This is a genomic window from Mesorhizobium sp. WSM4845, assembly GCF_055811455.1.
On record NZ_JBVVQA010000003.1, the window covers coordinates 175,018 to 199,762 of the forward strand.

28 protein-coding genes are annotated in these 24,745 nt (G+C 62.6%); 23 read left to right on the forward strand and 5 right to left on the reverse strand.

Annotated features, from left to right (window positions below):
- Positions 1-29: 29 nt before the first annotated feature.
- Complete coding sequence (locus AC0L2C_RS05055) at positions 30-608, reverse strand: TetR/AcrR family transcriptional regulator (RefSeq protein WP_287237892.1); 579 nt, start codon at positions 606-608, stop codon at positions 30-32.
- A gap of 121 nt (positions 609-729) precedes the next feature.
- On the opposite strand from AC0L2C_RS05055, the gene AC0L2C_RS05060 reads away from it, so the two are divergent.
- Both AC0L2C_RS05060 and AC0L2C_RS05065 read left to right on the forward strand, forming a co-directional pair.
- Positions 730-1,188, forward strand: a complete 459-nt coding sequence (locus tag AC0L2C_RS05060; protein WP_128246247.1) for a nuclear transport factor 2 family protein — start codon at positions 730-732, stop codon at positions 1,186-1,188.
- 443 nt (positions 1,189-1,631) lie between these two features.
- Positions 1,632-2,045 carry a hypothetical protein gene (locus tag AC0L2C_RS05065; RefSeq protein WP_473522861.1) on the forward strand — a complete coding sequence of 138 codons (414 nt, stop codon included), beginning with the start codon at positions 1,632-1,634 and terminating at the stop codon, positions 2,043-2,045.
- Positions 2,046-2,122: 77 nt separating this feature from the next.
- Here the strand turns inward: AC0L2C_RS05065 and AC0L2C_RS05070 are convergent, their stop codons facing one another.
- The gene (locus tag AC0L2C_RS05070) at positions 2,123-3,082 is read right to left on the reverse strand and encodes a LysR family transcriptional regulator (RefSeq protein WP_473522862.1); all 960 of its coding nucleotides are present in this window, start codon (positions 3,080-3,082) and stop codon (positions 2,123-2,125) included.
- A gap of 119 nt (positions 3,083-3,201) precedes the next feature.
- On the opposite strand from AC0L2C_RS05070, the gene AC0L2C_RS05075 reads away from it, so the two are divergent.
- The 10 genes from AC0L2C_RS05075 to gph are packed head-to-tail and all read left to right on the forward strand — an operon-like array spanning position 3,202 to position 13,201.
- A complete protein-coding gene (locus tag AC0L2C_RS05075) occupies positions 3,202-4,248 on the forward strand; it encodes a class 1 fructose-bisphosphatase (protein ID WP_023797695.1) in 1,047 nt (348 codons plus the stop codon).
- A 5-nt stretch (positions 4,249-4,253) separates the two neighbouring features.
- The gene (locus tag AC0L2C_RS05080) at positions 4,254-5,126 is read left to right on the forward strand and encodes a phosphoribulokinase (protein WP_023797694.1); all 873 of its coding nucleotides are present in this window, start codon (positions 4,254-4,256) and stop codon (positions 5,124-5,126) included.
- Positions 5,127-5,136: 10 nt separating this feature from the next.
- Positions 5,137-7,173: a transketolase gene (tkt, locus tag AC0L2C_RS05085; RefSeq protein WP_473522863.1), complete on the forward strand. Its 2,037-nt coding sequence runs from the start codon at positions 5,137-5,139 to the stop codon at positions 7,171-7,173.
- Positions 7,174-7,187: 14 nt separating this feature from the next.
- Positions 7,188-8,267: a class II fructose-bisphosphate aldolase gene (fba, locus tag AC0L2C_RS05090; protein WP_128246251.1), complete on the forward strand. Its 1,080-nt coding sequence runs from the start codon at positions 7,188-7,190 to the stop codon at positions 8,265-8,267.
- A gap of 21 nt (positions 8,268-8,288) precedes the next feature.
- Positions 8,289-9,782: a ribulose-bisphosphate carboxylase large subunit gene (locus tag AC0L2C_RS05095; protein ID WP_077373865.1), complete on the forward strand. Its 1,494-nt coding sequence runs from the start codon at positions 8,289-8,291 to the stop codon at positions 9,780-9,782.
- An 18-nt stretch (positions 9,783-9,800) separates the two neighbouring features.
- On the forward strand, positions 9,801-10,235 hold the full coding sequence (locus AC0L2C_RS05100; RefSeq protein WP_023797690.1) for a ribulose bisphosphate carboxylase small subunit: 435 nt from the start codon (positions 9,801-9,803) through the stop codon (positions 10,233-10,235).
- An 8-nt stretch (positions 10,236-10,243) separates the two neighbouring features.
- Positions 10,244-11,182, forward strand: a complete 939-nt coding sequence (cbbX, locus tag AC0L2C_RS05105; RefSeq protein ID WP_027151306.1) for a CbbX protein — start codon at positions 10,244-10,246, stop codon at positions 11,180-11,182.
- A gap of 55 nt (positions 11,183-11,237) precedes the next feature.
- Positions 11,238-11,924, forward strand: coding sequence for a ribulose-phosphate 3-epimerase (rpe, locus tag AC0L2C_RS05110; protein WP_473522864.1), 687 nt, complete (start codon positions 11,238-11,240; stop codon positions 11,922-11,924).
- A 21-nt stretch (positions 11,925-11,945) separates the two neighbouring features.
- Positions 11,946-12,503, forward strand: a complete 558-nt coding sequence (locus AC0L2C_RS05115) for a thioredoxin family protein (protein WP_287076251.1) — start codon at positions 11,946-11,948, stop codon at positions 12,501-12,503.
- Positions 12,500-13,201 (forward strand): phosphoglycolate phosphatase, encoded by a 702-nt coding sequence (gene gph / locus AC0L2C_RS05120; RefSeq protein WP_473522865.1) that lies wholly within the window; start codon positions 12,500-12,502, stop codon positions 13,199-13,201. Before AC0L2C_RS05115 ends, gph begins: the two co-directional genes overlap by 4 nt.
- 159 nt (positions 13,202-13,360) lie before the next feature.
- Here gph and AC0L2C_RS05125 read toward each other — a convergent pair whose 3' ends face one another.
- A complete protein-coding gene (locus AC0L2C_RS05125) occupies positions 13,361-13,741 on the reverse strand; it encodes a c-type cytochrome (RefSeq protein ID WP_027151302.1) in 381 nt (126 codons plus the stop codon).
- Positions 13,742-14,384: 643 nt separating this feature from the next.
- On the opposite strand from AC0L2C_RS05125, the gene AC0L2C_RS05130 reads away from it, so the two are divergent.
- The 6 genes from AC0L2C_RS05130 (at position 14,385) to AC0L2C_RS05155 (ending at position 19,124) form a co-directional block, all read left to right on the forward strand.
- Positions 14,385-14,594, forward strand: coding sequence for a hypothetical protein (locus tag AC0L2C_RS05130; protein ID WP_473522866.1), 210 nt, complete (start codon positions 14,385-14,387; stop codon positions 14,592-14,594).
- 38 nt (positions 14,595-14,632) lie between these two features.
- On the forward strand, positions 14,633-15,619 hold the full coding sequence (locus AC0L2C_RS05135) for an ABC transporter substrate-binding protein (protein ID WP_473522867.1): 987 nt from the start codon (positions 14,633-14,635) through the stop codon (positions 15,617-15,619).
- Positions 15,620-15,663: 44 nt separating this feature from the next.
- A complete protein-coding gene (locus AC0L2C_RS05140) occupies positions 15,664-16,443 on the forward strand; it encodes an ABC transporter permease (RefSeq protein WP_473522955.1) in 780 nt (259 codons plus the stop codon).
- A complete protein-coding gene (locus AC0L2C_RS05145) occupies positions 16,412-17,152 on the forward strand; it encodes an ABC transporter ATP-binding protein (RefSeq protein WP_473522956.1) in 741 nt (246 codons plus the stop codon). The genes AC0L2C_RS05140 and AC0L2C_RS05145 overlap by 32 nt, the downstream gene beginning before the upstream one ends.
- Positions 17,153-17,183: 31 nt before the next feature.
- The gene (locus AC0L2C_RS05150; RefSeq protein WP_473522868.1) at positions 17,184-18,155 is read left to right on the forward strand and encodes a quinoprotein relay system zinc metallohydrolase 2; all 972 of its coding nucleotides are present in this window, start codon (positions 17,184-17,186) and stop codon (positions 18,153-18,155) included.
- Positions 18,156-18,260: 105 nt separating this feature from the next.
- Positions 18,261-19,124, forward strand: a complete 864-nt coding sequence (locus AC0L2C_RS05155; RefSeq protein WP_287225661.1) for a quinoprotein dehydrogenase-associated SoxYZ-like carrier — start codon at positions 18,261-18,263, stop codon at positions 19,122-19,124.
- 46 nt (positions 19,125-19,170) lie between these two features.
- Here the strand turns inward: AC0L2C_RS05155 and AC0L2C_RS05160 are convergent, their stop codons facing one another.
- Positions 19,171-19,524, reverse strand: coding sequence for a hypothetical protein (locus tag AC0L2C_RS05160; protein ID WP_023797678.1), 354 nt, complete (start codon positions 19,522-19,524; stop codon positions 19,171-19,173).
- A gap of 673 nt (positions 19,525-20,197) precedes the next feature.
- Here AC0L2C_RS05160 and AC0L2C_RS05165 point away from each other — a divergent pair.
- The 4 genes from AC0L2C_RS05165 to AC0L2C_RS05180 all read left to right on the forward strand — a co-directional run bounded on the left by AC0L2C_RS05165 (position 20,198) and on the right by AC0L2C_RS05180 (position 24,253).
- Positions 20,198-22,096 carry a methanol/ethanol family PQQ-dependent dehydrogenase gene (locus AC0L2C_RS05165; RefSeq protein WP_353685229.1) on the forward strand — a complete coding sequence of 633 codons (1,899 nt, stop codon included), beginning with the start codon at positions 20,198-20,200 and terminating at the stop codon, positions 22,094-22,096.
- 202 nt (positions 22,097-22,298) lie between these two features.
- Positions 22,299-22,820 carry a c-type cytochrome, methanol metabolism-related gene (locus AC0L2C_RS05170; RefSeq protein ID WP_128173349.1) on the forward strand — a complete coding sequence of 174 codons (522 nt, stop codon included), beginning with the start codon at positions 22,299-22,301 and terminating at the stop codon, positions 22,818-22,820.
- A gap of 1 nt (position 22,821) precedes the next feature.
- Positions 22,822-23,685: a quinoprotein dehydrogenase-associated putative ABC transporter substrate-binding protein gene (locus AC0L2C_RS05175; protein WP_473522869.1), complete on the forward strand. Its 864-nt coding sequence runs from the start codon at positions 22,822-22,824 to the stop codon at positions 23,683-23,685.
- 10 nt (positions 23,686-23,695) lie between these two features.
- A complete protein-coding gene (locus tag AC0L2C_RS05180; protein ID WP_473520414.1) occupies positions 23,696-24,253 on the forward strand; it encodes a PQQ-dependent catabolism-associated CXXCW motif protein in 558 nt (185 codons plus the stop codon).
- Positions 24,254-24,310: 57 nt separating this feature from the next.
- Here AC0L2C_RS05180 and AC0L2C_RS05185 read toward each other — a convergent pair whose 3' ends face one another.
- Positions 24,311-24,448, reverse strand: a complete 138-nt coding sequence (locus tag AC0L2C_RS05185; RefSeq protein ID WP_167366504.1) for a hypothetical protein — start codon at positions 24,446-24,448, stop codon at positions 24,311-24,313.
- A gap of 8 nt (positions 24,449-24,456) precedes the next feature.
- On the opposite strand from AC0L2C_RS05185, the gene AC0L2C_RS05190 reads away from it, so the two are divergent.
- Entirely contained in the window at positions 24,457-24,723 is a 267-nt protein-coding gene (locus AC0L2C_RS05190; RefSeq protein ID WP_473522870.1) for a hypothetical protein, read from the forward strand.
- Positions 24,724-24,745 lie beyond the last annotated feature (22 nt).

Genomic DNA, 24,745 nt, shown 5'->3' on the forward strand with positions numbered 1-24,745 from the left:
GGCTGCGTCGCCAGCGCTGCGCATGCCGTTCAGGCGGCGGCTGCTTCGCGAACCTGTTCGTTCGCCGCGTCCAGAAAGGCCTGGGCGAGGTCCGGGTCGTTGACGACGCGCGATAGCGTCAGCGCACCGACCATCGTCGAGAGAATGGCCATAGCCTTTCTATCGGGCTGCTCACCATCGGCCTCGGCAATGAAACGGCCGAGGATTTCGAGATGCTCCTTGATCCCGGCTTCGAACGACGCTTTCACGTCGCTGCCCTGTCTGGCGGCATCCGAACCGAGCGCGACAATCGGGCAGCCGTCCATCTTTTCTCCGCGATGGTCCATGCTGAGGTAGAATGCGATCACCGCGCCAAGCGGATCCTCGGATTTTGCCGCAGTCGCGGCCGACCACCGCAGCGTGGCGCTCTCCATCGCCCGCCTCGACGCCTGCACCGCCAGATCGTCCTTGGAGGCGAACTGCTTGTAGAACGCGCCCTGGGTCAGCCCGGCAGCCTGCATCAGGTCCTTAAGGCCGATGCCGTCAAAGCCGCGCTCCCGAAAAAGCCGGCTTGCCACATTGATCACGGTTTCGCGGTTTTCCGCCGCCTGAACGCGACTCACACGCATGTCGATCTCCTTATTTAGCTTGCGTTCGACATCTATAGCAGGTATAGAGTACGAACGCAATCCAATTCGGCTGCGCACGGTGCCTCGGTCACGCATCGAAAAAATTTGGAGGAGAGGTCAAATGCTGTACAGTTATATCGTCGAGAAATCGATCCGGCAGAGCTTCGACCACGTCAACAACCATCGCTGGGATGAGGCGGTGAAAGCACTCGTGCCGCATGTCCATCACCGCGTTTCCGGCGCCCACGCGCTTGGTGGTGAGCGCCACGACAAGGAAGCCGTGCGCCGCTGGTTTGAGCGCCTCGGCCGCGTCCTGCCCAATCTCCATCTCACGGTCAACCACGTCTGGGTGAAGGGCTGGCCGTGGCATACCACCGTATTTGCCCAGTGGGACGGCACCGCGACGCTGCTCAACGGCGACGCGTCCTACGTCAACAGTGGTCTGCACGTATTCACCCTGCGATGGGGCAAGGTCCATGCACTTGAGGAATTCTACGATTCACAAGCGGCGGCCCGCGGTCTTGCCACCCAAGCGGCAACTGGCCTCGAAGAAGCTGTTGCCGAACCAATTGCAGGCTAGCAGAAACGCAGTCAGCGGCCCCGCAGCGTAACCGCGGGTACGCCAGCCCGTAGCCATGCCGGCCATCGCCGCAGACGACCCCATCAGCGCGCTCCCGGCGGCCGCTTGCAGGAACCGCTTCGACAGCCGCTCGTCGTTGACGGTCCGCGAGACCACCGGCGGACTTCTCCATCGCCCGCCTGGACGCCTTGCGCCGCCAGATCGTTCTTGGATGCGACTTCTTGCAAAACGCGCCCACGGTGAGCCCGGGCCTCCATCAAAATCCTTAAGGTCGATGCCGTCAAAGCCGCGCTCCCGAAAAAGCCGGCCTGCCGCATTGATCGCCGTTTCGCGGTTTTATGCAGCGACTCACACGCATTATCAATTTTTTCATTTTTTAGATTGCATTCGTAATCTAACTCAGTTATAGCGTTCGAACGCAATCTAAAAAAAGGAGATACGAGATGATCCGCAAAACCCTGAGCGCCTCCGTTCTGGCCGCGCTGTTTCTTGCCGCCCCGGCGTTTGCCGAGGAAGCCACCATAGGACGCCCGACCGAAGCCGGCAGCCTGCACGAGGGACACCTCGACATGGTCGTCTATTACGTCCCGGTCGAAGGCGACCTCCTGGAGGTCACCGCCACCTTCGCGCCAAAGATCGGCGGCGATCCGCAGCGCGTCGTCATGGGCCTCGCCGACGGCGATTCCGTGGCCTTTTCGATGCCGGGCCACCGCGGTCCGCTCTACGCGTTCTCGCGGCCCGGCGAGGAGGTGACGGTGTCGTCCGAGACCGACATGCGCGCCGATGCCAATGCACCGACCCGCCTTGCAGACGGCAGCCTGCGTGCTGCTGGGCTCGCGTCCGTGGGGCCGATGTAAACGTCAAACGCAATCTTAGTTGAGAGGCGACGAACGGCCATCACTCGCCTGAAGCGTTTGACCTGAGGCCGCGCGGCCTAACTCGCGCGACCTCCAATGTTCGGTCCTTCGTGCGGATAGAGCTTGCCGAACAGCGGCAGGTACATCGCGCCCTTGCGCATCAGGAAATCGTGGAATGTCGCCATCGCCGGCGAGATCGCGTGATCGCTGCGCATCACCGAAAACCATTGCCGGCGGATCGGCATGCCGACGACGTCGAGGATGACCAGCCGGCCGGCGTCGGTTTCGGCGGCGATGGTGTGGGCAGAGATGAAGGCAATGCCGAGCCCGGCCATCACCGCCTGCTTGATCGTCTCGTTCGAGCCCATCTCGACGCCAAGGTCGTCGATGCGGCCGGGCACGTCGCTCAGGAATATTTCCAGCGAGATGCGCGTGCCGGAGCCGGGCTCGCGGATGAGGAAATGCTCTTCGGCGATCTGCTCCTTGGATATCTCGCGCGCTGACGCCAGCGGGTGGTCGGGCGGCGCGATGATGACCAGCGGGTGATCGCCGAAGACCGAGGCACGCACCGGGACTTCCCGCGCCGGGCGTCCCATCAGCGCGATGTCGATGTCGTGGTTCTTCAGGCTGTTGATGGTTTCGGCGCGGTTGCCGATGGCGAGCCGCATGTCGATGTCGGGATGTTCCTTCATGAAGCCGGCCATCAGCCGCGGCGCGAAATATTTGGCGGTGGAAACGACGCCGAGCCGCAAGCTACCGATACGCACGCCCTTGATCGCATTCATCTTGTCTTCGAGCAGGCGAAGCCGCTCCTCGATCGCTTGCGCCGTCTCGACGAAGGCCAGACCTGCGGCAGTCGGACGCATGCCGTCCGACGTCCGGTCGAACAAGGCCAGTTGGAACTCCTCCTCGACCTGCCGCAACTGGATCGTCACCGCTGGAGGAGACAAGCGTAACACCCTGGCCGCGCTGACGATTTTTCCATGGCTGATGATGGCCTGAACGGTCTTGAATTGCTTGAGCGTGAGGTTTCTCATGCGTCATACTAAATTTTTTTTAGTACGAAAGTAAAGTTATTGAATTTTACTTATCCAGCGCCGTTTGTTCTCATTCCCCAATCCGGCCGGAGGAGTTGCGGCTGGATCGGGAGGTTACGATGCCAGCGGCAACGCTCGACGCATTTCTGAATTCCTATCTCGGCCCACCCGACGAACTGCGTTCGGCAGTCGTCGCGACCGTTCGTCAGCTGACGCAGGCCGCCACCAAGGTCCGCAACACCATCAATCAGGGGGTGCTCGGCACCGCCTTTGCCGGGACCCGCAGCGCCAATGCCGACGGCGACATCCAGAAGGATCTCGACATCTTCGCCGACGACATCTTCCTCGATGCCATGCGCCACGCTCCGGTCGCGCTCTACGCCTCTGAGGAACTGGAGCAGCCGGTCCTGCTCGACAGCCAGGCGCCTCTCGCCATCGCCATCGACCCGCTCGACGGCTCTTCCAACATCGACACCAACGTGTCGATCGGAACGATCTTCTCGCTCCTCCCTGCAACTGGCGCGCCGGACGAAAATCCGGCCGCCTCTTTTTTGCAGCCGGGCGTGAAGCAGCTGGGGGCCGGTTTCTTCATCTACGGGCCGCAGCTGGCGCTGGTCCTGTCGCTCGGCAGCGGCACGCATGTCTTCGTTCTCTCGACCAGGCTCGGCACCTTCGTCCAGGCCTACGAGAGCCGGATCATCCCGCAGCGTACCCAGGAGTTCGCCATCAACGCCGCCAACTACCGGCATTGGGACGAGGCGGTGCGGCTCTACATCGACGACTGCCTCGAAGGCACTGAAGGCCCACGCGGAAAGGACTTCAACATGCGCTGGATCGCCTCCCTCGTCGCCGACTGCTACCGCATACTGATGCGCGGCGGCGTGTTCCTCTATCCAGGCGACAAGCGCAAGGGTTACCGCCAGGGACGGCTGCGCCTCGTCTATGAGGCCAACCCGATCGCCTATCTCATCGAACAGGCGGGCGGCGCCGCCACCGACACCATCACTCGCATCCTCGAAATCGAGCCCGAGGGCCTGCACCAGCGCGTGCCCGTGGTGTTCGGATCGGCGCGCGAGGTCGCGCGCATCACCCGCTACCACACCGAGCCCAGCGCGATCGGCGAGCGTGCACCGCTGTTCAGCCGCCGCGGCCTGTTCAGGGCCTGAGCATCATGTCGGCAAAGCACCCCATCATCACCATCACCGGGTCGTCAGGCGCCGGCACCACCTCGGTCAAGCGCATCTTCGAGCTGATCTTCCGGCGCGAGAACATCGACGCCGCCTTCATCGAAGGCGACGCCTTTCACCGCTACGACCGCGCCACGATGAAGGTCAAGGTGGCCGAGGAGGAGAAGGCGGGCAATCCGAACTTCACCCACTTCCATGCCGAGGCCAACGAGCTCGCAATCCTCGAAGAGGTGTTTGAGGAATATGGCCGCCGCGGAACCGGAAAGACCCGCACCTACATCCATGACGAGGACGAGGAGAAGCAGTACGGCACGCCGCCCGGACAATTCACCGAATGGCGCGAATTCCCGCCGAGCGACCTGCTCTTCTACGAGGGCCTGCATGGCTGCGTCGTCACCGACAAGATAGACCTGGCCAGGCATGCCGACCTCAGGATCGGCGTGGTGCCGGTCATCAATCTCGAATGGATCCAGAAGATCCATCGCGACCGGGCAACCCGCGGCTATTCCACCGAGGCGGTGATGGACGTCATCCTGCGCCGCATGCCGGACTATGTCCGCTACATCGTCCCACAGTTCTCGCAGACCGCCATCAACTTCCAGCGCGTGCCGATCGTCGACACGTCCAACCCGTTCATCGCGCGCTGGATCCCGACGCCCGACGAATCGATGCTGGTCATCCGCTTCGCCAATCCCCGCGGCATCGATTTCCCCTACCTGCTTTCGATGATCCACGACTCCTTCATGTCGCGGCCGAATTCCATAGTGGTGCCAGGCAACAAGCTCGATCTTGCGATGCAGCTGATCCTGACGCCGCTCATCCTGCAATTGATCGAACGCAAGAACCGTGTGTCGTGAGGAGGACGCCATGAACAGCCAAGCAGCAGCCCTGAAGCCCGTCGCCGCCGTCTCGGAGCGCGACATGGCGAACGCCATTCGTGCATTGGCGATGGACAGCGTCCAAAAGGCCAATTCCGGCCATCCGGGCATGCCGATGGGCATGGCCGATGTCGCGACGGTGCTGTTCGGCCGCTTCATCAACATCGATCCGTCGATGCCGGACTGGCCCGATCGCGACCGCTTCGTGCTTTCGGCCGGGCACGGCTCGATGCTGCAATATGCGCTGCACTACCTGCTCGGCTACGAAGACATGCCGATCGAGCAATTGCAGCGGTTTCGCCAGCTGGGCAGCCGCACCGCCGGACATCCCGAATATGGCCATGCGCTTGGCATCGAGACGACGACCGGTCCGTTAGGACAAGGGATCTCGACCGCCGTCGGCATGGCGCTGGCCGAGCGCATGCTTGCTGCCCGCCACGGCGCCGATCTCGTCGATCATTTCACCTACGCGATCGCCGGCGACGGCTGCCTGCAGGAAGGCATCAGCCACGAGGCGATCGACCTTGCCGGTCACCTGAAGCTCGCCCGGCTAATCGTCTTCTGGGACGACAATGCGATCTCGATCGACGGACCGACGTCGCTGTCGACATCGATGGACCAGCCGGCCCGGTTCGAAGCCGCCGGATGGCATGTCCAGTCGGTGGACGGCCACGACACGGAAGCCGTCGCTGCGGCAATCGAAGCGGCGCAGCAGTCGGACCGGCCGTCGCTGATCGCCTGCCACACGGTGATCGGCAAGGGCGCGCCCAATCTGGGCGGCTCGGAAAAGACGCATGGCGCGCCGCTGGGCGATGCCGAGATCGCCGCGACGCGCGAGAACATCGGCTGGGCCTGCGCGCCGTTCGAGGTGCCAGACGACATCCTGTTCGCCTGGCGCGAAATTGCCGATCGCGGGCAAGCGGCGCGGCACGCTTGGGAGCAGCGGCTTGCCGCCTCGCCGCAGCGCCAGGCCTTCGAGAGCGCGGTCGACGGCACCCTGCCCGACGCGGTCTTCGAAGCGCTCGGCGCTTTCCGCAAGGAGCATGTCGAAAAGGCGACCAAGGTCGCAACGCGAAAAGCCTCCGAAATGGCGCTCGCTGCAATCAACGCCGCAACCGAGCTGACCGTCGGCGGCTCCGCCGATCTGACGCATTCGAACCTGACGATCACCAAGGGCATGGATCGCATAGCGCCTGGTGACTATGCCGGCCGCTACATCCACTACGGCATCCGCGAGCATGGGATGGCCGCGGCCATGAACGGCATCGCGCTGCATGGCGGCTTCGTGCCTTATGGCGGCACCTTCCTGTGCTTCGCCGACTATGCGCGCGGCGCGATGCGGCTCTCGGCGCTGATGGGCCAGCGCGTCATCTATGTGATGACGCATGATTCCATCGGTCTCGGCGAGGACGGCCCGACCCATCAGCCGATCGAGCACCTGGCGATGCTGCGGGCGACGCCCAACCTCAACGTCTTCCGTCCGGCCGACATCATCGAAACGGCGGAGTGCTGGGAACTGGCGCTGAAGAGCAGGAACCGGCCGAGCGTGCTTGTGCTCTCGCGGCAGAACCTGCCGATGCTGCGCCAGGTACACGGCGAGATGGCACAAAGCGAGGAGGCAGACAGCAACGAGAACCGGTCGAGCCAGGGCGCCTACGTCCTGCGCGAGCCAGCCGGGCACCGCGCCGTGACGCTGATCGCCACCGGCTCGGAGGTCGAGATCGCCGTTGCCGCCGCCGAACGGCTGGAGATCGAGCACGGCATCGCCGCCGCGGTCGTCTCGATGCCATGCTGGGAGCTGTTTGAGGAACAGGATGCCGGCACCCGCAAGGCGGTCCTCGGGTCGGCGCCACGCATCGCTATCGAAGCCGCAGCGCGGCTCGGCTGGGACCGCTGGATCGGCGACACCGGCGCTTTTGTCGGCATGGCCGGTTTCGGCGCCAGCGCCCCTGCCCCGGATCTCTACCGGCATTTCGACATCACGCCCGAAGCCGTCGCCGCAGCGGCGCTGAAGCTCATCATCTAGGAAGGACCCCAAAAATGGCCCGCATCACCCTTCGCCAGCTTCTCGACCATGCCGCCGAGCACGGCTACGGCGTTCCGGCATTCAACATCAACAACATGGAACAGGGCCTTGCCATCATGGAGGCGGCCAGGGCCTGCGACGCGCCGGTCATCATCCAGGCCTCGCGCGGCGCCCGCTCCTATGCCAACGACATCATGCTGGCCAAGATGATGGAGGCGTTGACCGAAATGCATCCGGCCATACCGCTCTGCATCCATCAGGACCACGGCAACAACGAAGCCACCTGCCTTTCGGCGATCCGCCACGGCTTCACCTCGGTGATGATGGACGGCTCGTTGATGGCGGACGCCAAGACGCCGGCGAGCTACGACTACAACGTCGCCATCACCGAACGTGTCGCACGCATGGCGCATTGGGTCGGCGCTTCGGTCGAAGGCGAGCTCGGCGTGCTCGGCTCGCTGGAAACCGGCCAGGGCGAGGCCGAGGACGGCCACGGCGCCGAAGGTGCGCTTTCCCACGACCAGCTTTTGACCGATCCCGATCAGGCGGTCGACTTCGTCACCGCCACCCGGGTCGACGCGCTGGCGATCGCCTGCGGCACTTCGCATGGCGCCTACAAATTCAGCCGCAAGCCCGACGGCGGCATCCTCGCCATGCAGGTGATCGAGGCGATCCACGAAAAGCTGCCCAACACGCATCTGGTCATGCATGGCTCTTCCTCGGTGCCGCAGGAACTGCAGGACGTCATCAACAGATATGGCGGCGAGATGCCCCAGACCTTTGGCGTTCCGGTCGAGGAGATCGAGCGCGGCATCCGCTACGGCGTGCGCAAGGTCAACATCGACACCGATTGCCGCATGGCCATGGCCGGGCAGTTCCGCCGCGTCGCGACGGAAGACCCGCGCGAATTCGATCCGCGCAAATTCCTGAAACCCGCCATGGATGCCCTGCGCGACCTTTGCCGCGATCGATTCGAGCGCTTCGGCACCGCCGGCAACGCCTCGAAGATCAGGGTCATCGCCATGGACGAGATGGCCAAACGTTACGCCGCGGGAAAACTCGACCCGCAAATCGCAACCGCGAAAGCCGCCTGAGCGGCAAACAGGAGACCTGTCATGAACAAGATCGACATGCCGTCAGCTGGCACGCTCAAGGAAGGCAAGGAACGCTACAAGTCGGGCGTCATCCCCTACAAGAAGATGGGCTACTGGGAGCCGGACTACCGGCCCAAGGAGACCGACCTGATCGCCATGTTTCGGATCACGCCGCAGCCAGGCGTCGACCACGAGGAGGCGGCGGCCGCCATCGCCGGTGAATCCTCTACCGCGACATGGACCGTGGTGTGGACCGACAGGCTGACCGCCTGCGAGCTCTACCGGGCCAAGGCGTTCAGATCCGAGCCAGTGCCAAACACCGGTCCCGGCACCAAGACCGAGCAGCAGTACTTCGCCTACATCGCCTACGACCTCGACCTGTTCGAGCCGGGCTCAATCGCCAACCTGACCGCATCGATCATCGGCAACGTGTTCGGCTTCAAGGCAGTCAAGGCCTTGCGGCTCGAGGATATGCGCATCCCGGTGGCTTACCTGAAAACCTTCCAGGGGCCGGCGACCGGCATCGTGGTGGAACGCGAGCGGCTCGACAAGTTCGGCCGGCCGCTGCTCGGCGCGACGACGAAGCCGAAGCTTGGCCTGTCAGGCCGCAACTATGGCCGCGTCGTCTACGAGGCGCTGAAGGGTGGCCTCGACTTCGTCAAGGACGACGAGAACATCAACTCGCAGCCGTTCATGCACTGGCGCGACCGCTTCCTCTACTGCATGGAGGCCGTGAACAAGGCGTCGGCCGCCACCGGCGAGGTCAAGGGCCATTATCTCAACGTCACCGCCGGCACGATGGAGGAGATGTACGAGCGCGCCGAATTCGCAAAGCAGCTTGGCTCCTGCATCGTCATGATCGACCTGGTCATCGGCTACACGGCGATCCAGTCGATGGCCAAATGGGCACGCCGCAACGACATGATCCTGCACCTGCACCGCGCCGGCAACTCGACCTATTCGCGCCAGAAGAACCACGGCATGAATTTTCGCGTCATCTGCAAATGGATGCGGATGGCCGGCGTCGACCACATCCATGCCGGCACGGTGGTCGGCAAGCTGGAAGGCGACCCGCTGATGATCAAGGGTTTCTATGACACGCTGCGCGAGGAGCGCACGCCACAGAACCTCGAAACCGGGCTGTTCTTCGACCAGGACTGGGCCTCGCTCAACAAGGTGATGCCTGTCGCCTCGGGCGGCATCCATGCCGGCCAGATGCACCAGCTGATCCATTATCTTGGCGAGGACGTCATCCTGCAGTTCGGCGGCGGCACGATCGGCCATCCGGACGGCATCCAGGCCGGCGCGACGGCCAATCGCGTCGCCTTGGAAGCGATGATCCTCGCCCGCAACGAGGGTCGCGACTATCTGCGCGAAGGCACCAAAATCCTCGAACAGGCGGCCAGATGGTGCACGCCGCTGAAGGCGGCCCTGGAGACCTGGAAGGACGTCACCTTCAACTACGAATCGACTGACACGGCCGACTTCGTGCCAACCGCAACGCCCAGCTTCTAGACGAAAGGAACCGTCGCCATGATGACCAATCCGGGAAACAAGGTCACGCAGGGACAGTTTTCGTTCCTGCCCGACCTGACCGATGAGCAGATTTCGGCGCAGATCAAGTATGCGTTGAAAAACCACTGGGCGGTCAGCGTCGAGTACACTGACGATCCGCATCCGCGAAACACCTATTGGGAAATGTACGGCAACCCGATGTTCGACCTGAAGGACCCGGCGGGCATCCTGCTTGAAGTCAACAATTGCCGGAAAGCCATGCCCAACATGTATGTCCGGGTCACCGCCTTCGATTCGAGCAAGGGCTGGGAAGCGCCGCGCATGTCGTTCATCGTCAACCGGCCGCCCAACGAACCCGGGTTCCGGCTGCTGCGCCAGGAGCGCGACGGCCGCAGCCAGGGGTATTCGATCGTGCCTTATGCGACCGACAGGCCCGAAGGCGAGCGGAGCTAGCCGAAACCATGCTGGACGCGATAGCAAAGGGCACTGCCGCGCCGGACGAATCGGTCGATCTGCAGGCCGAGTTCGAGGCGTCCAACATCGATGAGGTGCTGGGCAAGCTCGACCGCGAACTCGTTGGCCTGAAGCCCATCAAGACCCGCATCCGCGAGATCGCGGCGCTGCTCCTGGTCGACCGGCTTCGCCGCAAGTTCGGCCTGACCTCGGGCGCGCCGACGCTGCACATGAACTTCACCGGAAACCCCGGTACCGGAAAGACCACCGTGGCGCTCAGGATGGCCGAAATCCTGCATCGTCTCGGCTATGTCCGCGAAGGCCACATGGTCGCAGTGACGCGAGACGATCTCGTCGGCCAGTATGTCGGCCACACCGCGCCCAAAACCCGCGAAGTGATCAAGCGCGCCATGGGCGGGGTGCTTTTCATCGACGAGGCCTACTATCTCTACAAGCCCGAGAACGAACGTGACTACGGCCAGGAATCGATCGAGATCCTGCTGCAATGCATGGAAAACAACCGTGACGATCTGGTTGTGATTCTTGCCGGTTACAAGGACAAGATGGACCGCTTCTTCAACAGCAATCCCGGCATGCGCTCGCGCATCGCCCACCACCTCGATTTTCCCGACTACGGCGTCGGCGAGCTCAAATCGATCGCCGAGATCATGCTGGCGGAACAGAATTACCGTCTCAGCGAGGCGGCGGCCAAGGCGCTCGAAGAGTATCTGCCGATCCGCATGCGGCTGCCGCATTTCTCCAACGCTCGCTCGGTCCGCAATGGGCTCGACCGGGCGCGGCTTCGCCAGGCCAACCGGCTTTTCACGTCGCGAGACCGGGTGTTGACGAAGACCGACCTTATCACCATTGAGGAATCCGATATTCGCGGCAGCCGCGTTTTCGCAGAAGGCAAGCTCGAAGGCGAACCGGAGACGAAGGCGCGCTGACAAGACGCCGGTTTGGCGTGCAGCGATCGAACGCAAGACAGAATGGGAGCCGACCATGGGTACCAAGACAATCATCGCCCCCTCAGTGCTTTCTGCGGACTTCTCGCGGCTCGGCGACGAGGTCGAAGCAGTCGTCCGGGCGGGTGCCGACTGGATCCATCTCGACGTGATGGACGGTCATTTCGTGCCCAACATCACCTTTGGTCCGCCGGTGATCAAGGCGATCCGCAATCGAACCGACAAGCTCTTCGACTGCCATCTGATGATTGCGCCGGCCGACGCCTATCTCGCCGCCTTTGCCGATGCCGGCTGCGACATCATCACCGTGCATGCCGAGGCCGGGCCGCATCTCGACCGTTCGCTGCAGGCGATCAGGAATCTCGGCAAGAAGGCCGGCGTGTCGCTGAACCCGTCGACGCCGGAAAGCGTCATCGAATATGTGCTCGACCGGCTCGATCTGGTGCTTCTGATGACCGTCAATCCGGGTTTCGGCGGCCAGGCTTTCATTCCTTCTGTCGTCGACAAGGTCAGGCGGGTCAAGGCGCTGATCGGCAATCGCCCGATCGACATCGAGATCGACGGCGGCGTCACCCCCGAGACCGCCCCGCTGGTCACCGCGGCCGGCGCCAATGTGCTGGTCGCCGGCTCGGCCATCTTCAAGGGCGGCAGCGAGGCGGCCTATCGCGCCAATATCGGCGCCATCAGGCAGGCAGCCGACGGCGCGATCCGGAAAGCCGCGTAAACCATTTCATCGGAGGACAACATGGGGGCAATCCCACCTGTCTGCGATTTCGGCTGGCAAGCCATCGATGCGGTCTTGCCCGGCGTCGACGGCAAATCGCATTCGATCTTCAGCCACGCCGGTCCGAACGGGCTGGTGGTGGCCTTCATCTGCAACCACTGCCCTTACGTGAAGGCCGTGATTTCCCGCATCGTCCGCGATGCCGACGACCTCAAGCCCGAAGGCATCGGCTTTGTCGCGATCAACGCCAATGATGCCGACGCCTATCCGGATGATTCCTTCGACAACATGAAACTCTTCGCCAGGGCGAACGGCTTCACTTTCCCCTACCTCCACGACGAGCGCCAGACGGTGGCGCGTGCCTATGGAGCCGTTTGCACTCCGGATTTCTTCGGGCTCAACAGTGAATTGACGCTGCAATATCGCGGCCGGCTGGACGCGGCGCGGCGAGACGCGGGACCGCCCGGACTGAGACGCGACCTGTTCGAGGCGATGAGACAGATCGCCCGAACCGGCGACGGACCGCTGGACCAGATCGCTTCGATCGGCTGCTCGATCAAGTGGAAGGACGCCGCATGAACGTCGGCATGAGTAGGCCGTTTCGATCGCCGAAGGCGATCCTGTTCGATCTCGACGGCACGCTGGTCGATTCGGCGCCCGATATAACCGCCGCGGTCAACGAATTGCTGGCCGGTCGCGATCTGCCGCCGCTGCGCCTGGAACAGGTCAAGGCTATGATCGGCGGCGGCGTCAGGAAACTGGTCGAGCGAGCCTTCGCGGCATCCGGCGCGCCGCTCCTCGGCAGCGCCCTCGAGGAGGCCAACCGTGCCATGGCGCCGATCTACCGCAGACATCTGACCGGCCTGACGACGCTGATGCCCGGCGTCAGGGAGGTTCTCACCCACTTCCATTTGAGCGGAATAGCCATGGCCGTGGTGACCAACAAGCCGCAGCTGGCGGCTCGCGAAATCCTGCTGCATTTCGGGCTGACGGACCATCTCGGCGCGATCGTCGGCGGAGACGCGGTGACTTGCCTGAAACCGGCGCCCGACGCTCTGCTGCTGGCGCTCGACCAGCTTCAGGTCGGGCCTCGTGACGCGCTGATGGTCGGAGACAGCGGCGCCGACGTGGCCGCCGCCCGCGCCGCCGGCATGCCGGCTATCCTGCTGCGTGGCGGCTACACCCAAATTGCCGTTGAAGCGCTTGGCGCCGACCTGGTTTGCGACGGCCTGCTCGATCTGCCTTCCGCCATGCGCAGGCTGCAAGACGCCGCTTGACCGGCGCCAACCAGTGCGGGCGCCGGCCGAACGCAGTTTGCGAACGGCCGGCGAAGTCGCGTTACTCCGGGGTCCGGGGGAAGAACCGGGTTACTTCCGGGGGAAGAACCGGGTTACTTCCGGGGGAAGAACCGGGTTATCTCCTGCGGAAAAACCGGGTTATTTGGAGTATTGCTTCAGATAGGCGATGACGTTGGCGAGATCCTCGTCCTTCTTGAGACCGGGAAACGCCATCTTCGTACCTTTGATCATGCCCTTCGGGTCGCGAAGATAATTCGTCAGCGTGGCTTCGTCCCATTTGACGCCGGATTTACCCGCCTCGGCCATCGGTTTGGAATATTTGAACCCCGGATGCGTGCCGGCCGTCCGGCCGATAACGCCGCTTAACGACGGACCGATCTTGTTCTTGTCCTCGTCGACGACATGGCAGGCCTTGCATTTGGCGAAGACCTTCTCACCCGCGGCGGCATCCTGTGCCTGCGATTGATTTGTAATAAACGTCGCAACGGACACGACGGCGAAAAATGCGACTGCACGCATGGCATTTCCTCATTGATCGTCAAGGTGCCCTGGACGATTTGCGCATGCCTTTGTCTGATCATCGGCATGCATCGTTTTATGCAGAGCGAAAACGTCTCCCTTGTGGAGTTGCAACGCCTGCATCCTGGAAGCTACCCGGCAGATGAGCGATGTCAACCATGGAGCGGTTCGCACAGGCAATCGCTTCGAACAAATCGCTTCAGACAAAGGAGCGCGTCCAAGTCGAATTGGCGATTGTCGACGTCGGCGCTGCCCTCATCCGCCTGCCGGCACCTTCTCCCCGTATAGTGACGGGGCGAAGGGGGCTGGCCGCAACGTCGGCGCCCTTTCTGCGACGCTGGAGATTGGCGAAATCCTTTGCAAAGGCGTCTTTCTCCCCGGCACTATACGGGGAGAAATGCCCGGCAGGGCAATGAGGGGCAGCGCAAACGGACTCGATTGTCTTGTAGGTAGTTTCAACTCGGCTCCGGTCGACCCAATCCATTCGCCGTTGTTGACGGCCATCGGGCGAACGCGTAGCCTCAAACCATTCCGGTTTTCCATGGGCACCTCGGGACTCCGGCAGTTGGCGATTCTGTCCAGGCTCTTGGATCGGGCCGGATCTCGTCAAAGCGGGCGTCTTCAAGCGCGCAAGAGGTGCTGAATGGATATGGTCGACCTCATATTGACGGTTTGCCTGATTGCCAATCCGGGCAATTGCCGAGACGAACATCTCTATTTCGAGAGCCGCGGCTCTCTGTTCCAATGCATGATGCTGGCGCCCACCGAAATCGCGAAATGGTCGCAGGAACACCCGACCCGCAAGGTCAAGCGCTGGAAATGCGCGTTCCCGAACAAAGACCGTGCGATCTGATCGGCGCCCGGCCGGTTGCGGCCCCGGGAGGAGACATCATGATGATTTCGCGTCGAGGAACGCTCCGGCTGGCGGCTTTTGGAACAGCCGCGGCACTTGTCCCAAAGCCCTCCTTCGCCACGAACAGGGTTCGCATCGGTGTGCTGAAATTCGGCACCGTGAGCTGGGCGCTTGACACGCTGAAGCACCACGGATTCGACGCAGCCAACGGCATCGATCTGGAGATCCTCGATTTCGCCGGCGAGGATGCAACCAACGTCGCCATGCTGGCCGGCGCGATCGACATGATCGTCTCCGACTGGCTGTGGGTCTCACGCCAGCGCTCCGAAGGCGTCGACCTCACACTGGTCCCCTATTCGACCGCCGTCGGGGCGATCATGGTGAAGGAGGGAGCGCCGATCCGCACGATCACCGATCTCAGCGGAAAAAAGCTCGGCGTCGCCGGCGGACCTCTCGATAAAAGCTGGCTGCTGATCCAGGCGCTGGCCAGGCGCGATCACGGCCTCGACCTGGCGGCAACCAGCGACATCGTCTTTGGCGCGCCGCCGCTGATTTCGGAAAAGGCGATGCAGGGCGAGCTCGATGCGGTGCTCAATTTCTGGCATTTTTGCGCCCGGCTCGAAGCCAACGGCTTTCGTCGGCTGATCGGCGCCGATGCTGCGGCGAAAGCGCTTGGGGCCGCGGGCGCCGTATCGGCGCTCGGCTATGTCTTTCATGACAAATGGGCGAACGAAAATCCGGACGCTATCAGCGGCTTCATCAAGGCTTCGGCGCAGTCCAAGGACTTGCTGGCCAGATCCGACGATGAGTGGCTGCGCCTTGCGCCTGATATCCGCGCGCAAGGCGAGGAACTGGCCAAACTGCGTGACCGCTATCGCGAGGGCATTCCCAGACGCCCCGTCGCCGAGGATGCGGCCGACGCCGGCAAGCTCTACCGCGTGCTGGCCGAGATCGGCGGCGAAAAGCTGGTCGGCCGCGCGCCCGAGATGGCGCCCGGCACGTTCTGGCAGGTACCCCCGCAATGAGCGCACCTGATTCCGGCGATCGCCCGCCTGGCGCTGCGGCCGGCATGTCCAGCCAATCCGGCCTGGCAGCGGCGCTGACACCGGTGCTGACGGTCGCGGCCTCTCTGCTCGGGCTTGGCCTGCTGTGGGCCCTTGCGGCAAATGCCTGGCCGAGCCGTGCCTTTCCAGGGCCGGGACAGGTCTGGCAGGTGCTGCTCGCAGAGGCGGCGAACGGCGATCTTTTCTACCATCTCGGCGCGACGCTCGGCCGGGTTGCCGCGGCATATGTCGTCGCGATGGTTGTCGGCTCGGTCATCGGCGTCCTCCTCGGCAGCCACCGCCGCGCAGACCGGTTCTTCGCTCCCTGGGTGGTTCTGTTCCTCAACATTCCCGCGCTGGTCGTCATCGTCCTCGCCTACATCTGGTTCGGCCTCAACGAAGCGGCGGCGATTGGCGCGGTTGCCGTCAACAAGATCCCGAATGTCGTGGTGACGATGCGCGAAGGCGCCAGGGCGCTTGATCCGGGTTACGCCGAAATGGCCGCCGTCTACCGCTTCGGTCTCCTCGACCGCGCCCGCCACGTCCTGCTGCCGCAACTGCAGCCCTATCTTGCCGCCGCCTCACGATCCGGCATCGCTCTCATCTGGAAGATCGTCCTGGTGGTCGAGCTGCTCGGCCGCTCCAACGGCGTCGGCTTCCAGATCTATCTTTATTTCCAGCTCTTCGACGTCGCCGCCATCCTTGCCTACACCCTGGCTTTCGTGGCGGTGATGCTAGTCATCGAACTCTTTCTGGTGCAGCCCGTTGAACGACATGCAACCCGTTGGCGCCGTCGTCCCGCTTAGGGTCGACATCGCCGAAAAGACTTTCAGGTCCGCGCAAGGCGTCTCGATCACGGCGCTCCAGGACCTTTCCTTCGAGGTCCGGCAAGGCGAATTCGCCTGCTTGCTGGGGCCGTCCGGCTGCGGCAAGACCACGACGCTGCGCATCCTGCTTGGGTTGGACAAGGACTTTTCCGGCTCGTTCCAGCTGCCTGAAGGCGGCTCCGACCGGATCGCCGCCGTATTCCAGGAGCCGGTCTTGCTGCCGTGGCGGACGGTGGAGCAGAATGTCAGGCTGGCGCTGCCGAAAAGCCTGAGAACGAAGAACCTCGACGGGCTGTTCGACACGCTCGGCCTCGCCGCCATGCGCTCGCTCTATCCGGCCGAGCTTTCGCTCGGCCTTGCGCGTAGGGCAGCGCTTGCCAGGGCCTTCGCCACCGAACCGGCGGTGCTGTTCCTGGACGAACCCTTTGCCTCACTCGACGAACGGACCGCCGAGCGGCTTCGGCACCTGCTTTTGACCGTGTGGTCGGCGCGGCCCACGACCGCCCTGATGGTAACCCACAATCTGCGCGAGGCCTTGATGCTGTCGGACCGCATCATCGTGCTCGCGCAGCGGCCGGCCCATGTGCTCGGCATGTTCGACGTAAGGCTGCCGCGGCACTATCGCAATCCACAGGTGATGAGCGACCTTTTGCGGTCGTTCCAGCAAAAATTTCCGGGCGTGGCCTGATCGCCTTACAGTTCGGAATCGGGAGGAAGCCATGCCGATCGACAGGACACGACGCAAGCTTGTGAACGGCTTCGCCTGCACCGCGGTCAGCGCCGCGATGCTGCCCTGTTGCCTCGGGCGGGCCGCTCTCGCCGCAGCCTACGGCCTCGTATTCAAGCTCAGGAAAGTCGCCGACGGCGTCTTCGCTTTCCAGGGCGTCGATGAATCGATGAGCGCCGCCAACCAGGGCGCGATCTCCAACCTCGGCGTCGTCGTCGGCACCGACGCCGTCGCCGTCATCGACAGCGGCGGCAGCCTGATCGAGGCGAACGCCCTCATCGCCGCGATCGGCAAGATAAGCCCCAAGCCGGTCCGCTACCTGATCAACACCCACATGCACCCCGACCATGTCTTCGGCAACGCGGCGTTCCGGCAAATCGGCGCCACCATCGTCGGCCACCACAATCTGCCGCGCGGCCTCGAGGCGCGCGGCGCCTTCTACCTGCAGAGCTTTCGCGAACAGATCGGCGACGCGCTCATCAAAGGGGTCGAGATCATACCGCCGACGATGCTGGTCGACGATCGCCTGCAGCTCGACCTTGGCGGACGCGTGCTCGAATTGCAGGCATGGAAGGCGGCTCACACCGACAACGACCTGACCGTCTTCGACAGCGCGACCCGCACGCTGTTTGCCGGCGATCTGGTTTTCATCGGTTCCTTGCCGACGCTCGATGGATCGCTGCTCGGCTGGCTCCGCCAGATGGACGCGCTCGCCGCGATCGGCGCGGTGCGCGCCGTGCCGGGTCACGGCCCGGTGCCGGCCGACTGGCCGGCGGCGCTGACGGGAGAGCGGCGCTATTTCGAAATTCTGGCGCGCGATATTCGCAAGGCGATCGCCGACGGGACGCCGCTCCGCGACGCCGTCAAGACCGCCGGCGCAAGCGAACGGAGCAATTGGCATCTGTTCGACGAATACAACGAGCGCAATGCAACAGCCGCCTTCGCCGAACTCGAATGGGAATAGATCACAGCGACAAGCGCTGTGGATCGATTTGCCAACGCATCGTCAAGGGTCTATCCTCGACATCGGCCTGGGCACCACCTCTCTGACATTGGTGGAGGCATCGAAATGCAGAACCACGCTTACCGGAGCCGGCAGCTCGGCTTGCCGCTGGCAGCCGTCTTCGCCGCGATCATCCTGGCCATCGGCGCGCTCTTTGGCGCCTCCGGCGCCGCCAACGCCCAGCAGACAACCGCCTCTTCGGACAGGATCTGGCAGGATCTGAAAGGCGACGTGTTCGGCGATCGGGCGATTCTGGTCGATAGCGGCGTCGTCAGGATCGAGGCGCCGAAGCGGGCGCAGGATGCCGCCATCGTGCCTGTCGACATCTATATCGACCCGACCAAGGCGCCCGCCGGCATCAAATCCGTCACCTTGATCATCGATGTCAATCCAGCGCCGGTCGCGGCGACGTTCGAGATCGGCAAGGACGCCGGTGTGACACATCTGTCGACGCGCGTGCGCGTCGACGACTATTCCTATCTGCGTGCCATAGCAGAGACGCAGGGCGGCGAGCTTCACATGGCCCAGACCTTCGTCAAGGCGTCAGGCGGATGCTCCGCCCCGGCGCTCAAGAACCAGGACGAAGCGATGGCGACGATGGGGCAGATGAAGCTGCGCCAATTCCCGCCGCAAGAGACGATGACAAAGGCGCAGGAATTGCAGCTGATGATCCGCCACCCGAACAATTCGGGCCTGCAGCGCAACCCCTTGACCCAGTATTTCATCCCCGCGCATTTCGTTCAGAAACTGTCGGTCTCGCAGGCAGACCGGCTGATCCTGTCGATGGAAGGGGGGATATCGATTTCGGAAGATCCCAATTTCCGGTTCGATTTCACCGCGCACGGCACTGGCCAAATCCAGGTCGAAGCGATCGATACGGACGGCAAGGTATTTCGCAATCAATGGCCGCTGGAGGCTACGGGGCTTTGAAGCCTCGAATCCGCATGCAGCCGCCGTCGGCGGTCTTACACGGCGTCTAAAAGCAGCGCACGTCGGCTTCCGCCTGCGCGCGCTTCAGTCCCGTGCTTGCGGCTTTTGCCGGCGCGCTTTCGCGGAACAGTCCCGAACGCTCCCCAGTCGTCAGCGACATGCTCTTGAAGGTCTCGGCCCTTTCATAATCCTCGAATGGAAGGATCGAGGCGATGACGTCGATCGAGCAGGAACAGCTCTCCAGCGCCCGACGTGTCTGGCCATTCGTCTGCATGCAGCCGAGCACATAGTCGACAACCGTCACCGTCGGATAATCTGAGGCGGCGCCGGCCGGATTGGCGAAGGCCAGGGCCGACGTGAGCAACAGCGGCAAGCTCGAAAAGCCGACATATCTGATCATGGGGAACCTCCGATTGGCCCGGAACGTGACAGATCGAGCCCAATGGATCGAGACGGATCACCGCACCAGTTGGCCTCCTGTCGCCACGCCCGTCAAGTTCTCATGCAGGCCATATAGTACCAAAGGACAGGGCCGTCCCGGCCGGCAAAAGGCCTCCCCGACAGCACGAACATCGGCTCCGAATCCTGGTGCTGAGCTTGATTTCAGGTCTCCTCCACTATCGCCAGAGGGAGCGACGCGCGCATACTTAAAATCATACGATCCAGCGAATATTCTCAAATAAAAATCAATACATTTCGCCCAAAAAATACGTAAAACTTAACCACTTATATAAATCGCGCTTCATCCACAGTCGATCAATAGCTTTCCGTCATGATTTTTTCATATCTATTTCTCTATATTGCAGTGCAACATAGGTGGAAGTGATTTTTCTTGCCTTCCTTCTGGGGATGACATAGCTTCATCCTGTTTCCGGCTTCAAGGGCGTCACCGTCAATTAGGGAGCGGCGACAGTCTTTCGTAGGCCAGGTGGGATGGGCAGTAACGGTGCCCTCTGCTCATTCGGCTTAGGTCGTGACACGCTGCCGGAAATACTTCCCCCACATGAATCGCTTGGGCAAGCCCTGGTGGGCTCAACGGACGATTCGTCATTGTGCACCCTGGGAGGACTTTGATGCGTGTATTAGCGAAAACTGCCTACCTACTAACGACCGCGGCGCTCATGTCGTTCGGCGCGGTCCACATGACGTCGGCCAATGAAGAACTGATGAAAATGGCCGAGAATCCCAAGGACTGGGTGATGCAGACGGGTGACTACGCCAACACCCGCTTTTCCAAGCTCAACCAGATCACCAAGGACAATGTGAAGAACCTGCAGGTCAAGTGGACCTTCTCCACTGGCGTGCTGCGCGGCCATGAAGGCGGGCCGCTGGTCATCGGCGATGTGATGTATGTCCACGCGCCGTTCCCGAACACCGTCTATGCTCTCGATCTCAAGAATGACGGAAAGATCCTCTGGAAATACGAGCCCAAGCAAGACCCGAATGTTATTGGCATCATGTGCTGCGACACGGTCAACCGTGGCGTTGCTTATGGTGACGGCAAGATCATCCTCAACCAGGCCGACACCACCGTCGTGGCGCTCGATGCCAAGTCCGGCAAAGTCGTCTGGACGGTCAAGAACGGCGATCAGATCGACGGCGGAAAGGGCGAATCCGGCACGTCGGCGCCTGTGGTCGTCAAGGACAAGGTTATCGTCGGCATCTCCGGCGCCGAATATGGCGTTCGCGGCCACCTCTCGGCCTACAATCTTTCGGATGGCAAGCTTGCCTGGCGGGCCTATTCGACGGGACCCGATGCAGAAACCCTGATCGATCCCGAAAAGACCACCCATCTCGGCAAACCGGTCGGCGCGGACTCGGGCACGAACACCTGGGAAGGCGAGCAGTGGAAGACCGGTGGCGGCACGACTTGGGGATGGTACGCCTATGATCCCAAGCTTAACCTGATCTACTACGGCACCGGCAATCCATCGACCTGGAACCCGGTCCAGAGGCCCGGCGACAATCGCTGGTCGATGACGATCATGGCTCGCGATGCGGATACCGGGATGGCCAAGTGGCTCTACCAGATGACCCCGCATGACGAGTGGGATTATGACGGCGTCAACGAGATGATCCTTGTCGACGGCATGGACATCAAGGGCGCCAAGCGCGATGTGCTGGTGCACTTCGACCGCAATGGCTTTGCCTACACCATGGATCGCGCCAATGGCGAGCTTCTCGTCGCCAAGAAATACGATCCGGCAGTGAACTGGGCGACGGAAGTCAACATGGACCCCAGCAGCGACCAGTACGGCCGCCCGCAGGTGGTCGCCAAATATTCGACCCAACAGAACGGCGAAGACACCAACTCGACGGGCATCTGCCCGGCCGCGCTTGGAACCAAGGACCAGCAGCCGGCGACCTATTCGCCGAAGACCGGTCTGTTCTACGTGCCGACAAACCATGTCTGCATGGACTATGAGCCCTACAAGGTGAGCTACACCGCCGGTCAGCCTTACGTGGGCGCCACCGTGTCGATGTATCCTCCCCCCGGAGCCGACCACATGGGCAACTTCATTGCCTGGGATGCTGCCAAGGGCGAGATCGTCTGGTCCAAGCCCGAGAAGTTCTCGGTCTGGTCGGGCGCGCTGGCGACCGACGGCGACGTCGTCTTCTACGGCACGCTCGAGGGCTACATCAAGGCAGTCGATCATGACGGCAATGAACTCTACAAGTTCAAGACCCCGTCCGGCATCATCGGCAACATCACGGCCTACGAGCATGGCGGCAAGCAGTATATCGCCGTTCTGTCCGGCGTCGGCGGATGGGCCGGTATCGGTCTGGCAGGCGGACTGCTTTCGCCCGACAACGCCGCTGCCTGGCATGGCGCCGTCGATCAGGGCCGTGCGCAAGGCGACGAGGCTGCGGTCGTTGGGACTGCTGGTCTGGGCGCGGTCGGTGGCTACGCAGCACTTGCCGACTACACGACGCTGGGCGGCCAGCTCACCGTCTTCGGTCTCCCGGACTGATAAAAACGGGAACGACTGAAACACGGGAATCATAGGCACGCCTCGGTTTTTTGAGAAGACCAAGGCTTGAAAAGCGAGAGCCCGGATCACCGGGAAGCCAGGACCGGGCTCTCAATTTCGCCGCGCACCCACATCGATCCATGCCGCTTCACGACAGCAAAACCGTGTGCAGGCGAAATCAAGAAATCAAGGAAGTAGCTGAATGTCCGTTCGCATTGTAATTTCCGCTCTCGCCCTGGCGCTGCCTCTGGCAAGTTCAAGCCTCGCGCATGCCCAGGACAGCGCTGAAAAAGCCAAGGCAGTGACGGAAGAAGGCGGCAAGCATTTCGACGCGGACGGAAATCCGACCTTCAAGATCGAAAACGGAGCCGTCGACTGGTATACGTTCAGCGGTTACCGCCGGTATCACTCCGATTGCCATGTCTGTCACGGACCGGACGGCACCGGTTCGAGCTATGCGCCGGCCCTGCTCAACAGCCTGAAAACAATGGATTACGCCACATTCATCTCGATCGTCGCCGAGGGCCGCAAGAATGTCGGCGGCGGCAAGGAAAATGTCATGCCTGCCTTTGGCGACAACAAGAACGTCTATTGCTACATGGATGATCTCTACGTCTATCTGCGTGCCCGCGCCGACGGTGCGGCGCCGCGCGGCAGGCCGCCGAAGAAAGCAGACAAGCCACAGGCAGCGAAGGATGCCGAAGCATCCTGCATGGGTGGATGATATGATTGGCCGTGACGCGTTGAAGCTGTGTTTTGTCCTGCCGATGCTCGGCGCACTCGCCTTGCTGCCACCGAACGCCCAGGCGCAGGACGCCGGCCTTGGTGCCGCGGGCGAACTGGTCGACCCAGACATTCTGCGAGTCTGCGCCGATCCTTCGAACATGCCGTTCACCGACGAGAGCGGCGAAGGCTTCGAAAACCGGCTGGCCGACCTGGTTGCCGCGAAAACCGGCCGAAAGTCCGTCGCCTATACATGGTTTCCTCTTGTCGCCGGCTTCGTGCGCAACACGCTGGCCGCCAACCGATGCGACATCATCATGGGCTATGCCCAGGGCGATGAACTGGTGCAGAACACCAACGCCTACTATCGCTCGTCCTATGTGCTGGTGCACCCGAAGGGCAACGACATGGAAGGCGTCGAAACCATCGAGGATCCGAAACTCACCGGCAAGAGGATCGGCGTCGTCGAAAGCACACCACCGACGGCCAACATGGCCGCCAACAAGCTCATGCGAACGGCAAAGATCTATCCGCTGGCGGTGGATACCCGCCTCACCCCTTCCATGGGGGAAGTCATGATCAAGGACATGCTCGCCGGCAAGATCGATGCGGCGGTCATGTGGGGACCGATGGCAGGCTACTACGCCAAGCAACTCGGCGCCGATCTCACGATCGTTCCGCTGGTGAAGGAAAAGACCGGCTCGCGCATGTCATACCGCATCACCATGGGCGTGCGTCCATCCGACCAGGAATGGAAGCGGACGCTCAACCGGGTGATCAGGGAAAACCAGGCGGAGATCACCAGGATCCTGCTGGACTTTGATGTGCCGCTGATCGACGAACACGATAATCCGATCACGCAATGACGAGAAACGCATGAAGGGAAAGGAGACGATTTTGCTGGTTGCCGCGAGCCTTCTCGGTCTGACCGAACCGATGTGGGCCGGCGATATCGCCGAGCCCGGCGGCTACCGGATGGACGACTATCGGGCGCCGGTGCCGCAGACGCTGCAGGGCGCGAAGGTCGTGACGACGGCGGAGGCGGAGGCGCTGTGGCGGGAGAAGAAGGCGGTGTTCTTCGACGTCATGCCGAACACGCCCAGGCCGGCTAATTTGCCGGCGGGAACGATTTGGAGAGCCAAGATCAGAAAGGACATCCCAGGCAGCACCTGGCTGGCCAATGTCGGTTACGGTGCTATCTCCGAGGAGACCGCCAACTATTTTCGCCAAGGCCTCGCGGCCGAAGCCGGTCCCGACAAGTCGCGTGCCATTCTGTTCTATTGCATGACGAATTGCTGGATGTCGTGGAATGCCGCGAAACGGGCCATCGAATGGGGCTACAGTTCGGTGATCTGGTATCCGCCCGGCGCCGATGGATGGGAACGTGCCAACCTTCCGCTGGAGGAAAGGAAGCCTTATGTGATTAGCAATTGAGGATGAGCATTGTTATTTTCAATCGTGTTGTTTTTCGACTTTTCAGGACCTGCCGTTTCATTTGTCCATTTTGAGAGCTGATGGACGAGCCATTGCAATGGTGCCCAGCAATGGTTGACCGAGAAAAGGATCGGCCCCTTCGGGCTGGTAGAAGAGGAGATATGCCATGAAGAAGAGCTGGACAAAACCGACCATGTGCCAAGTTGCTGCGGGCTTCGAGATTTCGCGGTATCTGCCTGCTGAAATTACTCCCAAGAAGTAGGCCGCAGAGGTGGGGGGGGGGGGGGGGGGGGGGGCCCCCACCCGCGGGGGGGGGGGGGGGGGGGGGGGGGGGGCGGGGGGGGGGGGGGGGGGGGGGGGGGGGGCCCCCCCCCCCCCCGGCGGGGGGGGGGGGCCGCCCCCCCCCCCCCCCCCCGGGGGCGGGCGCCTCGCTCCGCCATCAAAGGTTCTGTACCGCCGTGACGCTCTGAGGGCACGGCATGGATCCTGGGG